This is a genomic window from Shewanella sp. M-Br (assembly GCF_036245925.1).
GTDB classification, from domain to species: Bacteria; Pseudomonadota; Gammaproteobacteria; order Enterobacterales; family Shewanellaceae; genus Shewanella; species Shewanella oncorhynchi.
The window spans coordinates 75,416-88,634 of the sequence record NZ_BJBV01000003.1 but is presented as its reverse complement, the minus strand read 5'-3'; the positions used below and the strand labels follow the sequence as shown (position 1 = coordinate 88,634).

Annotated in this window: 11 protein-coding genes; 8 read left to right on the top strand and 3 right to left on the bottom strand. The window is 44.3% G+C overall.

The features are described 5' to 3' along the window. Positions 1-39: 39 nt before the first annotated feature. The gene (locus AAA952_RS03385; RefSeq protein ID WP_338254401.1) at positions 40-1,902 is read right to left on the bottom strand and encodes a methyl-accepting chemotaxis protein; all 1,863 of its coding nucleotides are present in this window, start codon (positions 1,900-1,902) and stop codon (positions 40-42) included. Between the two features lie 450 nt (positions 1,903-2,352). On the opposite strand from AAA952_RS03385, the gene AAA952_RS03380 reads away from it, so the two are divergent. The 3 genes from AAA952_RS03380 to AAA952_RS03370 are packed head-to-tail and all read left to right on the top strand — an operon-like array spanning position 2,353 to position 4,423. Beyond that, on the top strand, positions 2,353-2,886 hold the full coding sequence (locus AAA952_RS03380; protein ID WP_287481263.1) for an RNA polymerase sigma factor: 534 nt from the start codon (positions 2,353-2,355) through the stop codon (positions 2,884-2,886). Further along, positions 2,886-3,470: an anti-sigma factor gene (locus tag AAA952_RS03375; protein WP_338254397.1), complete on the top strand. Its 585-nt coding sequence runs from the start codon at positions 2,886-2,888 to the stop codon at positions 3,468-3,470. The genes AAA952_RS03380 and AAA952_RS03375 overlap by 1 nt, the downstream gene beginning before the upstream one ends. Beyond that, a complete protein-coding gene (locus AAA952_RS03370) occupies positions 3,467-4,423 on the top strand; it encodes a DUF4097 family beta strand repeat-containing protein (RefSeq protein ID WP_338254395.1) in 957 nt (318 codons plus the stop codon). The genes AAA952_RS03375 and AAA952_RS03370 overlap by 4 nt, the downstream gene beginning before the upstream one ends. A gap of 71 nt (positions 4,424-4,494) precedes the next feature. On the opposite strand, the gene rsuA is transcribed toward AAA952_RS03370, so the two are convergent. Beyond that, the gene (gene rsuA, locus AAA952_RS03365) at positions 4,495-5,247 is read right to left on the bottom strand and encodes a 16S rRNA pseudouridine(516) synthase RsuA (RefSeq protein WP_263171674.1); all 753 of its coding nucleotides are present in this window, start codon (positions 5,245-5,247) and stop codon (positions 4,495-4,497) included. Positions 5,248-5,325: 78 nt separating this feature from the next. On the opposite strand from rsuA, the gene AAA952_RS03360 reads away from it, so the two are divergent. The 5 genes from AAA952_RS03360 to AAA952_RS03340 all read left to right on the top strand — a co-directional run bounded on the left by AAA952_RS03360 (position 5,326) and on the right by AAA952_RS03340 (position 10,341). Further along, positions 5,326-5,880 (top strand): sugar O-acetyltransferase, encoded by a 555-nt coding sequence (locus AAA952_RS03360; RefSeq protein ID WP_338254390.1) that lies wholly within the window; start codon positions 5,326-5,328, stop codon positions 5,878-5,880. A gap of 261 nt (positions 5,881-6,141) precedes the next feature. Beyond that, entirely contained in the window at positions 6,142-8,226 is a 2,085-nt protein-coding gene (locus tag AAA952_RS03355) for a M13 family metallopeptidase (RefSeq protein WP_338254388.1), read from the top strand. 217 nt (positions 8,227-8,443) lie between these two features. Further along, the gene (locus AAA952_RS03350) at positions 8,444-9,229 is read left to right on the top strand and encodes a RelA/SpoT domain-containing protein (protein ID WP_338254386.1); all 786 of its coding nucleotides are present in this window, start codon (positions 8,444-8,446) and stop codon (positions 9,227-9,229) included. Between the two features lie 173 nt (positions 9,230-9,402). Further along, the gene (locus tag AAA952_RS03345) at positions 9,403-9,810 is read left to right on the top strand and encodes an SMI1/KNR4 family protein (protein WP_113939053.1); all 408 of its coding nucleotides are present in this window, start codon (positions 9,403-9,405) and stop codon (positions 9,808-9,810) included. A gap of 30 nt (positions 9,811-9,840) precedes the next feature. Then, positions 9,841-10,341, top strand: coding sequence for a DUF4447 family protein (locus AAA952_RS03340; protein WP_113939054.1), 501 nt, complete (start codon positions 9,841-9,843; stop codon positions 10,339-10,341). A 127-nt stretch (positions 10,342-10,468) separates the two neighbouring features. Here the strand turns inward: AAA952_RS03340 and AAA952_RS03335 are convergent, their stop codons facing one another. Continuing rightward, positions 10,469-13,054, bottom strand: coding sequence for a TonB-dependent receptor (locus tag AAA952_RS03335; protein WP_338254383.1), 2,586 nt, complete (start codon positions 13,052-13,054; stop codon positions 10,469-10,471). Positions 13,055-13,219: the final 165 nt, after the last annotated feature.

Below are 13,219 nucleotides of genomic sequence, written 5' to 3'. Positions count from 1 at the left end.
CAAGCTTCTGATCATCAGATGTAAACTGGCTTCTACGCATTAGATTTTAAAATTACTCACCGCACGGAATAAGAACTCAGCCTGCGCCTTAAGCTCATCCGATGCGGACGCATTTGCATCTGCCGCATGGGATGACTCCTCAGCGATATCGCGGATCACCACCACGTTCTTGTTCACTTCAGCCGCCACCATGCTTTGCTCTTCAATCGCCGCAGCAATTTGAGTACTCATATCCATGATGTTACGCACATCTGTATTGATAAGCTTAAGTAAGGCACCAGCACTTGCCGCTTGCTCCGCACTCTCAACACCTTGTTTTTGGCTCGATTCCATCAATTGCACAATCGAGCGAGTCCGCGTCTGTAAGGTCTGAATAATGTTCGCAATCTCTTGGGTTGACGATTGCGTCCGCATCGCTAAGTTACGTACTTCATCGGCAACCACAGCAAAACCACGGCCCTGCTCACCCGCACGCGCCGCTTCAATCGCGGCGTTCAAGGCTAAAAGATTGGTCTGCTCAGCAATGCCGCGGATCACATCTAACACGCTACCGATAGTCTCGCTGTCACGTTCCAATTCATTAACGACCGCTGCTGAGCTATTTAGCTGCTCAGCAAGTGACTGGATTTTATGTATCGTTTGCTCAACCTCTAATTGACCACTTTGAGCATTATCGTGGGTCTGACCCGCTTTTGATGCCGCTAATTCGGTTGTTTTAGCGATTTCCTCAATCGTTGCGCCCATCTCAGTGATTGCTGTTGCGACCATGTCGGTCTCATTAAGTTGTTGACCCACACCTTCGGAGGCGAGCATGGCATTTTCTGAAACACGTTTACAGGAAGTGTTAATCGTTGCGACCGACTCAATCACTTGCTCAATCAGCTGTTGGAAGCTACTCACCATGCTATTGAAATGCTGTGCAATTTCACCGAGTTCATCTTGGGTAGAAGCATCACACCTCAATGTCAGATCTTTACTCACCTCAATGCGAGAAATGATCTGAGTGATACGCTCAACAGGCGCGATAATACTGCGGATAATCAAGTAGGTAATGATTGATAGTAGTAACGCAATAAAGATAAACACAGTAATACCGACATTAACACTACTACTCTCAGCATCATCAATGGCCTTAAGCGCTAGGTTATGTAAGTCATTCGCACTACTTTCAGTTTCTAGGTTAGCAGCGATAAGACGCGCCATAGTGCCATCCTTCTCTGTCAAACCAAGCTGCTGCTCCTTATTAATTAAGCTTTTGAAATCTTTCTGATACTGAGTAATAAGCTCTTCAATTTTCCGTTGAGTATCAACATCAATACTCGAAGCATGGAGCTTGTCATTAAACTTACCAATATTGGTATCGAAGGTTTCAACATAACTTAACTCACGACGTAGCATAAAATCCTTTTCGTTACGCCTAAGTTGTAGCATAGCCACTTCGAGTGCGGGCTGATCAAATTCCTTCAGTAACGTTTCAACATTATGTACCGCAGTACGCAATGTGCCGTACAAACCTGTTTTAGGTGTTAAGCCAATTTCCTGCTGTAGTAACACCACTTCAGAGAAAGCGGCTTGATACTGATTTAAATTACGGTCAAAACTTTCAAGCGATGCCGTCGACATACCGTAGTCTTTAAACACTCTCTCTAACTCGGGGACAATACTGTCGATTGCCATGTGGCTTTGCTTATGCAGCTCGACATATTTTAAATCCTTACGAGCGAAGAAATCCTTTTCGTTTTTACGCAGCATCAAAACATCGCGCTCTAACTCAAGCACACTTTGAGCTGCATGAGAGAGTTCCGAATCAACCGAATTTGAATAGAGTTGTAATCCAAACATGGCAATTAGTGCCGAAATAGACACTGCAGCACTGAGTAACAACTTTGAGCGGATTAACATAGAAAGTCCCCGAATATATAATCTATCTTAAAAAGATAGCTGGAAATTAAGCCTTTAACAGCGCAAACATAGCAATACATTAAAAGTTCACATCAAATACTTTGATAGCTTGTCGATTTAAGCTCCCATACTGTGAGTAGCGCATTATTTTTAACTTATTTTTAGCTTGGTTCTTCAGGGTGATACCCTATCGTTCCTACAAAGTATTTCGTTTTAATTACATTAAATATACCGTCTTAAAGTGGATGTAATTGCCATAATATCAATTAGTATAAAATGAATTACTTCATTAGCTTAGCTGTACTTTCTCGATGGGATTCTACTACAAATAACAAAAATATTACGCTGGATAATTAATCTAAATAAAATATATTTTTTAAGGTTCCAAACCTTTTGTAGCGCCCACTGCGTCAAAACTACAACACTCAATCATTATGGCAGGAAATTACAGTGACAGCAGGGATCCTCCCACTCAATGGCTCAATGTCTGACTTTGAACTGGTCACCTTAGCGAGCCAAGGAGACAGAACTGCCTTCAAGTTGCTGTATCAAAGCCATTACCAACGTATTTACGCCCTATCACTGCGCCTTTGCGGCCATAGCGCTATGGCTGAAGAAATTACCCAAGAGTGTTTTATTTTAGTGTGGCAGAAGTTGCCACAATTTCGAGGTGAGAGTCAGTTTTCCACTTGGTTACACAGTATTTGTGTCAATCAGGCATTGAGCAGCATTCGTAAACAAAAGTCCTTTTGGTCACGATTTATTCCGCTGGAACATGAAACTGAACCCTTAAGCTCTGATAGCAGCTATAGCGGATTAGATAAGTTAATTTTCAAACTGCCAGAACGCGCTCGCATGGTTTTCGTACTCTGTGCAATCGAAGGTTATCAACATGATGAAATCGCTGACTTACTCGGCATTGCCGTCGGTACCAGCAAGACCCAATACCATAGAGCTAAGCAACTACTACAGGAGATGCTGTAATGACGTTAACGCCGCTTTCCCGTGAACAACAGCTTGAGCAACTGATCAATTGCGCGCCCAAAGAGATGTCGCCTACACATGATCTGTGGCAAGGCATTGAAAAACGCATGGATAAAACGCTGATACCCCAAACGTACAAATCCCAGAAGAGTCACGCTTGGGCGATAGCGGCCTCGTTTATTATTCTAGCGGCGTTGGGATATACCCAATTGCCCTATTTCAACTCATTCATAATGCAGCAGACAGAGCTTGCCCAGAACCAAGCTATGCCAGAGCAACCAGGGGATGCGGCCTTACATTTATTACTCACCCAAATTGCAACATCACACCAAGCGCAAGTGGACAACCTAGAACAGGCGCCAAATGCGCTAATGTGGCAAACGAGCAGCTTCAGCGCACCCGTTGAGCAAGGTTTAACTGAGCTAAGGCTCGCGGCAACACAGATTTACCAAGCTTTACAAGCGAATCCAACCGATAAACAACTTTGGCAACTGTGGCTTTGGGTGCAGCAGCGTGAGCTCGACCTATTACAACAGGGCCAAAAATTACCCATTAGAAACTCGACACAAGGAAACACCCTATGAGTAACCGCAATCTCACTAAAGCTAGCCTATTGGTTTCGACACTCTGTTTAGGCTTAATGGGCAATGTGTTAGCAGCACAAAGCGTTGATAAACAGTTAAGTGTCAGCAGCGACACTCAACTGCAGATCAAAGTCCAACGCGGTGATGTGACCATTCAAACATGGGATAAGAGTGAAGTGAGTGTCACTGGCACATTAGATGAATTGAGCGAAGGCTTTGTGTTTGAGCAACAGGGAAATAGTCTCAATATCGAAGACAAGATGCCTCGCCACTATAATGGCAATAATGACAAAGGATCACAGCTCACCATTAAAGTCCCAAAAACGGTTAAACTCAGTGCAGATACCATATCTGCCAATCTGCAAGTTGCCGAAACTCAAGGTGAACTAGATTTGAATACGGTAAGCGGCAATATCAACGCCAACAACTTAAGTGGTAAACCTGAGTTACATACAGTCTCTGGTGATATCACAACCAAAGCACTTGATGGAAAAATCAAATTAGAAACCGTATCCGGCACGATTCAGGACACTGACAGTAAAGGAGAAATGAATTATCGCCTCGTTAGCGGTGACTTAAAAAGCCACACTCAGGCAGAAAAAGTCACGATTGAACAAGTCTCAGGTGAAGTGAATGCTAACTTTAGTGTCACCAAGGAAATCGAGCTCAGAACCGTCAGCGGAGATTCACAAGTGTCACTCGCTAAAAACTTCAACAAAGCGAATTTAGAAAGTGTGAGTGGCGATATTACCGTGATCTTTAATGATGTCCCCGATGCAAGCTTCAACTTAGATGGGGGTCCTGGTGGAAAAATCAACAACGGTTTAACCCAAGATGTACCGCAAAAACAAAAATATGTACCAAGCACAGAGTTATCATTCCAAGCAGGCTCTGGTGCAGCCAACGTGAAGATGAATACCATCAGCGGTCATCTGATTTTAAAGAAACAGTAATAAAAGCTATTTAGCACAAATAAAAATGCCGCCAAAGTAAAACTCGGGCGGCATTTTTTATATCAAACTCATCAGACTGAAGCTATCTCTTCAGCCGTCAAATATCGCCATTCACCCAGTGCTAAGGTGGGGTCTAATTCAATTTGCCCAACACTTTCCCGATGCAACCCTTGCACATGATTGCCCACAGCGGCAAACATACGCTTCACTTGATGATACTTACCTTCGGTGATGGTTAATCGCACTAATTGTGGATCAATAATCTCCAGTAACGCTGGCTTAGTTAGACCATCTTCACCGCGCAATTCAACGCCAGCGGCAAATACCGCAATCAAACTAGCATCCACAGGCTCAGCGAGTTGCACTAAATAGCGTTTGCCACATTCTTTCTTCGGTGAGGTGATCTTATGCGACCATTGGCCATCACTGGTAATCAACACGAGCCCTGTAGTATCGGCATCTAAACGACCAGCAATGTGAAGAGTTTCTGGCTTAGGCACATCCACTAAGCTCAATACCGAAGGGTAGGTTTCATCTATCGTCGAGCAAATAGTGTCTACCGGTTTGTTAAGCATTAAATAACGCTCGCCCACTAAGACAATCGGCTCGCCTTCAAGGCAAACACACATACCTTCAGTCACTTTAAAACCCGAGTCTTTAACGACTAAGCCATCACAAGTAATATCACCGCGATGCAGGGCTTTTTTCGCTAATGAGCGAGTCAGTGAGGTACTCTCACAGATAAATTTGTCTAAACGCACGTTAATACTCAACTTCAATAAAGAAAACTGCCGTATTATGAAGCCGACCAGTTCAAAGGGCAAAGAATTGCTGCTCAACGCGACCTGTGTTTCTATATTAGCCCTTACGCATTGACAGTAATCACCATAGGGAAAGATGCTATGACTGAATTCCAAAAGATGATCACAGGCCAAGAATATGATTGTCTTGACAGCGAACTCTTAAGTTTAAGAGCACAACAGCAGCGACTGAATCGACAATTAAATCAAACGATTGCTCAAAATAGCACTGAGTACGGCCAACTCTGCCAACAACTTATGCCCCTTAAATCGCCAGCCGCAACTATCTCCACGCCGATTTTTATCAGTTATGGCATCAATCTCACTCTTGCTGACAAAGTGTTCATCAATGTCAATGTCACCTTGCAGGATAATGCCCCCATTTTTATTGATGAACAGACTATGATTGGTCCCAATGTACAGTTTTATACCTCAAGTCACCCACTTGATGCCGAGCTACGTTGCTCAGGTTTAGAAACCGCTAAAGCGATTCACATCGGTAAACGGGTATGGATTGGCGGCGGCGCAATCATAATGCCAGGAATCACTATTGGTGATGATGCCGTCATCGGTGCTGGCGCCGTAGTAACTAAAAATGTCGAAGCCAAAACAGTGGTTGCAGGCAACCCTGCAAAACGAATTAGGCAACTGAGTTAACCCTATTTTAAAATGATAAATCGAAGTGCTCGCTTACCTGAAAAGGCCTGCATACGGTAACTTTGCAGCTACTGACTTAAATATGCTCACTGGTAACCTTTAGTTACATATCACTCAAGATAAATCCACGATAAACAGTGTAATGACCTTGTTTCGATTCCTAGTAAGGCATTAACATAGTTCATTGCGCCTGAAGCAATCCCATTTTGCCAAAATAACAGCCCCAATAATGGGCACAATAATAAACTCGAAGGAAACAACATGAGAAAAGTACTCATTGGGGGACTGTGTGCCTCACTTATCGCAGGCCTGACTGCCTGTAATGACAAGGCTGCCGAAGTTAAAGCACCTGAAACTGCTAAAACAGCCACCGCAGCGGCAGTGACTCAAGCACTAGGTTCTGGAATTGAATTTGCTAATTTTGATAAAGCGATTCGTCCACAAGACGATTTCTATAAATACGTTAACGGCACTTGGCTAAAAAACACTGAGATCCCAGCCGATCGCACTAGCATTGGCGCTTTCTACGATTTACGTGAAAAATCACGTGACGACGTAAAAGCTATTATCGAAGAAGTGGCTGCAACGCCCAATCTCGCCGCTGGTACAGACGAGCAAAAAGTGGCCGATTTATATCGTTCATTTATGGATACAGAGACACTCAATAAACTGGGAGTCACACCAATCCAAGGCGAATTTGATGCTATTAATGCCTTAAAAGATAAGAATGAATTAGTGAAGTACTTCGCCCACAGCCAAATCGCTGGCGCGGGTACCCCAATAGCATTTTATATCGATATCGATGCGAAAAACTCTAGCCGTTACGCAACGCATCTCTATCAATATGGCCTAAGCCTGCCAGAGAAAGACTACTACTTTAACGAATCAGAACGCTTCGTTAATATCCGTAAGGCATATGTCGCCCATATCGAAAAAATGTTTACCCTTGCGGGTCTTGCTAACCCTAAAGCCAGTGCTGAAGCTATTTTAGCCTTAGAAACGGCCATTGCTGCCAAGCACTGGGATGTGGTTGAAAACCGCGACAGCACTAAGACCTACAATCTATATCAAGTCAAAGATCTGCCAACACTGGCACCGGATATCGATTGGGCAGGCTACTTAGCCGCTCTTGGCGCTGACAAGCAAACCGATATCATAGTGAACCAACCTAGCTATATCCAAGGGTTAAACGAAGTTTTAAAAACGACTGAGTTAGCCACTTGGAAAACCTATATGCAATGGCAAGTGCTGACGCACGCGGCGAGCAATCTGAGCGAAGCGTTAGACAATGAAAACTTCGCTTTCTTCTCTAAAACCTTGAATGGTCAAGAAGAACAAGAACCTCGTTGGAAGCGTGGCGTTGCAGCCGTCAATGGCGTTCTTGGTGAAGTCGTGGGTAAAGTGTATGTCAAACGTCACTTCACTCCAGAAGCCAAAGACCGTATGCAAGCACTGGTTGAAAACCTGCGTGGTGCTTACGGCGACAGCATCAAAGAATTAACTTGGATGAGCGACAGCACTAAAGTGGCTGCGGCGGATAAATTAGCAAAATTCAACCCGAAAATCGGTTACCCGAACAAATGGGAAGATTACAGTAAGCTGACCATCAAGGCAGACGACTTAGTCGGTAACGCTATGCGTGCCAGCGAAGTTGAACATGCTAAATCACTAGCCAAACTGGGCGCGCCAATCGATAAAGACGAATGGCACATGACGCCACAAACGGTTAATGCTTACTACAACCCAACCATGAATGAAATCGTGTTCCCTGCTGCCATTCTGCAACCACCATTCTTCAATTTGGCGGCTGACGATGCAGTCAACTACGGTGGTATTGGTGCGGTAATCGGCCATGAAATGGGCCACGGTTTTGACGACCAAGGCGCTAAATTCGATGGCGAAGGCAACATGCGTGATTGGTGGACAGAGCAAGACTTGAAAGAGTTCTCTGCTCGCGGCCAAGCGCTAATCGCACAGTACGATGGTTACGCAGTGTTTGATGATCTGCATGTCAACGGCAGCTTAACCTTAGGCGAGAACATTGGTGACTTGTCAGGTGTGACTATCGCTTATCGTGCTTATAAGAAATCGCTTAACGGTAAAGATGCACCCGTTATCGATGGCTTAACGGGCGATCAACGTTTCTTCATCGGCTTCACGCAAATTTGGCGCGCAAAAGCTAAAGAAGAAGCCATGCGTAACCGCGTAGCGACCGATCCACACTCACCGGCGGAATTCCGCGCACTGGGTGCACTATCTAACATGCCTGAGTTCTACACTACATATGATGTAAAACCTGGCGATGCCATGTATATCGCACCAGAGAAACGCGTAAAAATTTGGTAAGCCAAATTTAAATCACTGTTCAGCGGCATAAGCTGGCCAACAATGGCGCTCACTGTTACAGGTGGCGCCATTTTTATTTCCTTAAACCACTGAGTTATGAATGTGAACCCATGCGCAAGATGAACAAGTCTTCATGGTTGGTTCAGCTTTAATTAAGCAATAGAAGCCTATGGTGGATACGTGACCTGAATAACTCACCCATAAGGAAGTAGGCCGCATGACTAAGTTATTTCGTACCTTTTTTATTTTTCTACTCTTATTATCGAGCCGTGCTGGTGTAGCAAATCCTCTCGACATCAGTGACAGTAAAGCAGAACGTGGTAATTACAGTGCAAGACAGGCATCAAGCCATGACCTACAAGGTCTATATGCACTCAGCAGTCAGACCTTCGATGCGCCTCATCAATCCTCGAATGACTTATCAGTGCTCCATCACCAAGCCTATGATGCACAAGCTGAGCTCGCTCAATTACTCACCAATATTGCCCATTATTCACAGGCACAAGTGATTGTTCCGCCAGTAAAGAGTTACCAAAGAGCTGCCGATAAAGTGGCGACAAAATTTAACGGTGATGCCAGCCAAATTACCGACCTTGCAAGAGCAAGTATTGTGACCGACAGCATTCAAGATCTGATGCATGCCTACCAAACTTTGAATGAGCACACCCAAGTTGTGAAACAAAAAAACCGCTTTGCTGAACCTAAAGCCTCTGGCTATCGCGATCTCAATCTACTGGTACGCTTACCCCAATCAGGCATGATTGCTGAAGTGCAGTTACACCTACAGGATATCGCTGATATCAAAAATGGTCCTGAACACAAGGTATATGAAAAAATACAAAGGATTGAGGCCAATGCTCGTAAACAACAACGTTCACTAAGTGAGTTTGAACTCGCGCAGATTGCCCAATTACGTCAAGAATCACATAAGTTGTACCACAAGGCATGGCTTAACTATAAACGGGTTGATGAAGCCAGTTTATTAAGAGCCTCAGTCGCTTAACTAAAAAGCTTCCACTCTTGCGCTGGTTATCTGTAAAGGTGCCAGCGCCTTTTTTTATATTTTACAGTGCCTGAAAAAACATATTAAAAATAAGCTGAAAAATGCACTCTCTCGCATCAAAGTGCCATTTGAGTATATAATCCCGCGCCATAGCCCTATCAGCAGGAAATGCCATGCACGACATTATTGAGCAACTCCAAGAACGCAGCGAAACTGTTCCTGTACCACTCGAATTACCCACATTTGAGCAGCTCGTCGAAGTCGAAGAGCAAATCCTGATTTCATTGCCAAGGGAGCTAAAAGAATACCTGCTGTATGCCAGTGATGTGATTTACGGCACGATAGAGCCAGTAACAGCATCGGATCCCTACTCGCACACCTACCTGCCCGAAGTGACTTGCTATGCGTGGTCCATCGGTATGCCAAGGGACATGATTGCCATTTGTCAGCAAGGTGATGCTTTTTACTGTATCGACCAAGATGGTCAAGTACATTTCTGGAAAAACGGCGACTTTACCGATATCTATTGGGAGTCGTTTTGGGAATGGGTTGAAGAAATCTGGTTAAAGATCAAATACTAATTTTACTTTTATTGCATTGAGAACACGATTATGTCTAAGAACATTGGCTTGAATGCCATCGAAATGAGCTACTTACGCCAGTCACTCAGCTTAAGCGCGGCTCAAGTTGGTGCTCTGACTAACCATAGCGAAGCCGATGTACTCGCCTGGGAAAGCGGTGAACAACTAGCACCTGATCTGGCGCAAAAGAAACTGCTTGATATTGATGACATCATTGAGATGCAAGTGCTCAACACCTGCGATGGTATCGAAGAACTATTTAAGAAAGAACCTAAGCGTCACTTAGCCTTCGTGGTCTACCCCACTCAAGCGGTTTACACACAATACAACCCAGAATTCTTAAGTTCACTGCCTTTTACTGAGCTGTACAACACGGCCGCTTGGCGCATCAAGAAAGAGTGCAAACTGGTCCTAGAAGTCGACGTCAGCCTAGTGGCTCTCGAAGTGGAGGCCTACAAAGCCTTCCGTGAACCGACCAAAATGAGTGAAAGCCGCGAAAGTCGTGCAAAGTGGGCAGCGACGCAGTTATAAACTCAACCGTCACAAGTTTAACCCTATAAAAATAAAGGCCAATATCATTATTGGCCTTTTTTATTAGAGATCACACCACCCATCATAAATGACGCACCATTCCGAATGAAATGACGCTAAGCGGTAGTTAGAAGTTCATCGTGAATTTAGTGTAAATGTAGCGGCCCATAGGATTATGTACTGAAATAACATAGCCGTAGAGATCCGTATCACCGTCACCGATAGCAAATGGTGGCTCTTCATCAAATACGTTGTTCACGCCTAGTGTCAGCTTGAACATTTCATTGAAGCGATAAGTACCAGACATGTCGACCAATAATTGAGAGTCGATCATACGAGACTTATTACTGTCAAAATCAAGTACACCATCGAAATTGATATCTGGGGTATCTTCAAATTCACCGATGTAACTCAAATTAATATTGGCGGCAAAATTATCCATAGTCCAGTTAGTGGTGAGTAACCAGCGATGTTGAGGAAACTTATACTCACCCGTGTAATCCAGACCATCTTTCTCAAAATTATGTAAGTAGCTGTACTCTAAGCCAAACTTCAAATCCCCATAGCTATCTAACTCAAAACCATAATGACTAGAGACATCCATCCCTTGTACATCTTGAGAGCTTAAGTTGATAAAGCTTGAATGGATAATACTGATCGGTCCTAAAGTTTGACCTAGCTGTGGCGTTAAGCGCTCGCACACAGTGCTATTTTGATCGTTACAATTTGCAGTATAGATATCGCCTAATGGCTGTTTATCAATTTTGTTGTCTTGCGTGATGCTAAAGATATCAAAACCCACATCAAACGTCTGACTCGGCGCCCAGATCATACCGACGTTCCAAGTTTCGGATTCTTCAGCATCCAGCTCAGAGTTACCTTCAAATTCAGTGTTGTAATCTAAGGCTTCACAGTCAACATTATCGGCAGCGCAACGGTAAGTATCGACAAAGAAACTACTTTCGCGAGATGGACCAAGACCGATTTGCGCTAACGAGGGTGCACGGAAGCCCGTAGACCAAGACGCGCGCGCCGTTAGCTCGTCAGTCACTCCCCATTGAAAGGCGACTTTAGGGTTAGTCGTTGAACCAAAATCGCTGTAATGATCATATCGACCAGCGAGTTGCAACTCGAAGTTATCCGTGACTGGAATAGATAATTCCATATAAGCGGCATATTGCTCACGGGATGCCGCCGCAGAGACAGCTTCAGTACCAAAAATCAATCCACGTTGGAATTGCTCATCGGGCACATCACTGACATCTTCTTCGCGATATTCAGCTCCCGCCGCCATCATGATGTCGCGACCGGCCAAGGTAAATGCTTGACCAGATATGTTAGCCGCATAAGATGTCATGTTTGACAAACCTTGGCGTACTAAACTGGTGGTAATAGCGTCAATGACCTCTTGTGAGTTCATCGTGCCGCCGAAAGGATTGTAACGACCCGCATCAATTTCACGTTGCAAATAATCTGTTCTTACCCAGCCTTGGCTGCGATCACCCGTTTGAGTCGACTCACTGCGACCTTTTTGAACAGAAGCTTCCCAATCCCACTCTTTTACTACACCGCGTAAACCAGCAACTAAACGTAAACTATCGGATTCAATATCCCAGCGTCGCGCCCCCGCATCAACCGTACGGAAGCGACCAATTTCAATATCTTTCCCCCAAGGATTATTCGGGTGAGATCCAGGTACAGTTAAACCAGCATCCTCGTCAAGTGGTGTCGGTGCTCCACCTGCGATTGAGGTATTGTGCTGCGCCGCTAACTCTAAAAATGCTGTTAAATCATCATTAAAATGATAGTCAAATTGGCCAATAGCCCCTACGCGCTCCGCAGCCGGCGCAACAAAATTGTATGAGCCGTACTCAAATAAACAACTTCCACTCGCGGTTGCACTATCAGCGGGACAAGCAGGGTCGATAGTTTTAACACCATCAACATAGAAATACCCAGGAAAACCACGGGAAGAACGAAAATCTTCACCACCATAAGGTGATTGATTTGAAACACCAAAACGTCCTAAATCAGTCGCAGCTAAAGTATCATTTTTGAAATAGTCGAGGATAACCGATGCGCTACCCTTATCGGACTTCATCCCCCACACCATATTCGCTGTAGTTTCATCGTAGCCAGTGCCTGAAGCATCACCGTAACCAAGATTGACCTCAATGCCTTCAATATCTTTTTTCAGAACAATGTTAACCACACCCGCGATCGCATCAGAACCATAAATAGCCGATGCACCGTCCTTCAGTATGTCGATACGTTCAATAGCTGATACCGGAATATTATTGATATCAACAAAGGAATTAGTGATACCTTCGGCAAAAGCACTCGCCGCAACACGACGACCGTTAATTAACACTAAGGTCGCGTCTGGGCCTAAACCACGTAGACTGATAGATGCGCCGCCGTTGGCGGTTGAATCTTGGCTGTTTCCTCGGGTAGAAAACGCGCCAGCACCATTGGCAGGCATGCGTTCAAGTAATTGCTGCAGGTTATCAAATCCCATATTGGCAATATCGTCTTTACTGATCGATTGAATAGGGGAAGGGCCTTCAATATCGGTACGTTTAATACGGGAACCCGTTACTTCAATACGTTCAACTTTTTCTGCACCTTTATCGGCAGCATGGGCCACTGTTGGCGCACATGCCATAGCAATTGCGATTGCACAAGCACTGGGTAGAATCTGAGGTCTGTTCATACATTTCCCTTGTTTTATTTATCTCATTAAAATTATTTTAACAATAAGAAAACCCTAAATTAACAATAAACAAGGTAATGAGTTACAAACCAAAGTCAATGGCAGAGATATAAAAAGTTAAACTTTTGTTACATTTGAGGCGGTGTATTTTCCTCATACGAGAAT

Excerpts from the sequence above, each read along its gene's own strand:
- AAA952_RS03385 (WP_338254401.1), bottom strand. The coding sequence starts at position 1,902 with ATGTTAATCCGCTCAAAGTTGTTACTCAGTGCTGCAGTGTCTATTTCG.
- AAA952_RS03375 (WP_338254397.1), top strand. The coding sequence starts at position 2,886 with ATGACGTTAACGCCGCTTTCCCGTGAACAACAGCTTGAGCAACTGATC.
- AAA952_RS03370 (WP_338254395.1), top strand. The coding sequence starts at position 3,467 with ATGAGTAACCGCAATCTCACTAAAGCTAGCCTATTGGTTTCGACACTC.
- AAA952_RS03360 (WP_338254390.1), top strand. The coding sequence starts at position 5,326 with ATGACTGAATTCCAAAAGATGATCACAGGCCAAGAATATGATTGTCTT.
- AAA952_RS03355 (WP_338254388.1), top strand. The coding sequence starts at position 6,142 with ATGAGAAAAGTACTCATTGGGGGACTGTGTGCCTCACTTATCGCAGGC.
- AAA952_RS03350 (WP_338254386.1), top strand. The coding sequence starts at position 8,444 with ATGACTAAGTTATTTCGTACCTTTTTTATTTTTCTACTCTTATTATCG.
- AAA952_RS03345 (WP_113939053.1), top strand. The coding sequence starts at position 9,403 with ATGCACGACATTATTGAGCAACTCCAAGAACGCAGCGAAACTGTTCCT.
- AAA952_RS03340 (WP_113939054.1), top strand. The coding sequence starts at position 9,841 with ATGTCTAAGAACATTGGCTTGAATGCCATCGAAATGAGCTACTTACGC.
- AAA952_RS03335 (WP_338254383.1), bottom strand. The coding sequence starts at position 13,054 with ATGAACAGACCTCAGATTCTACCCAGTGCTTGTGCAATCGCAATTGCT.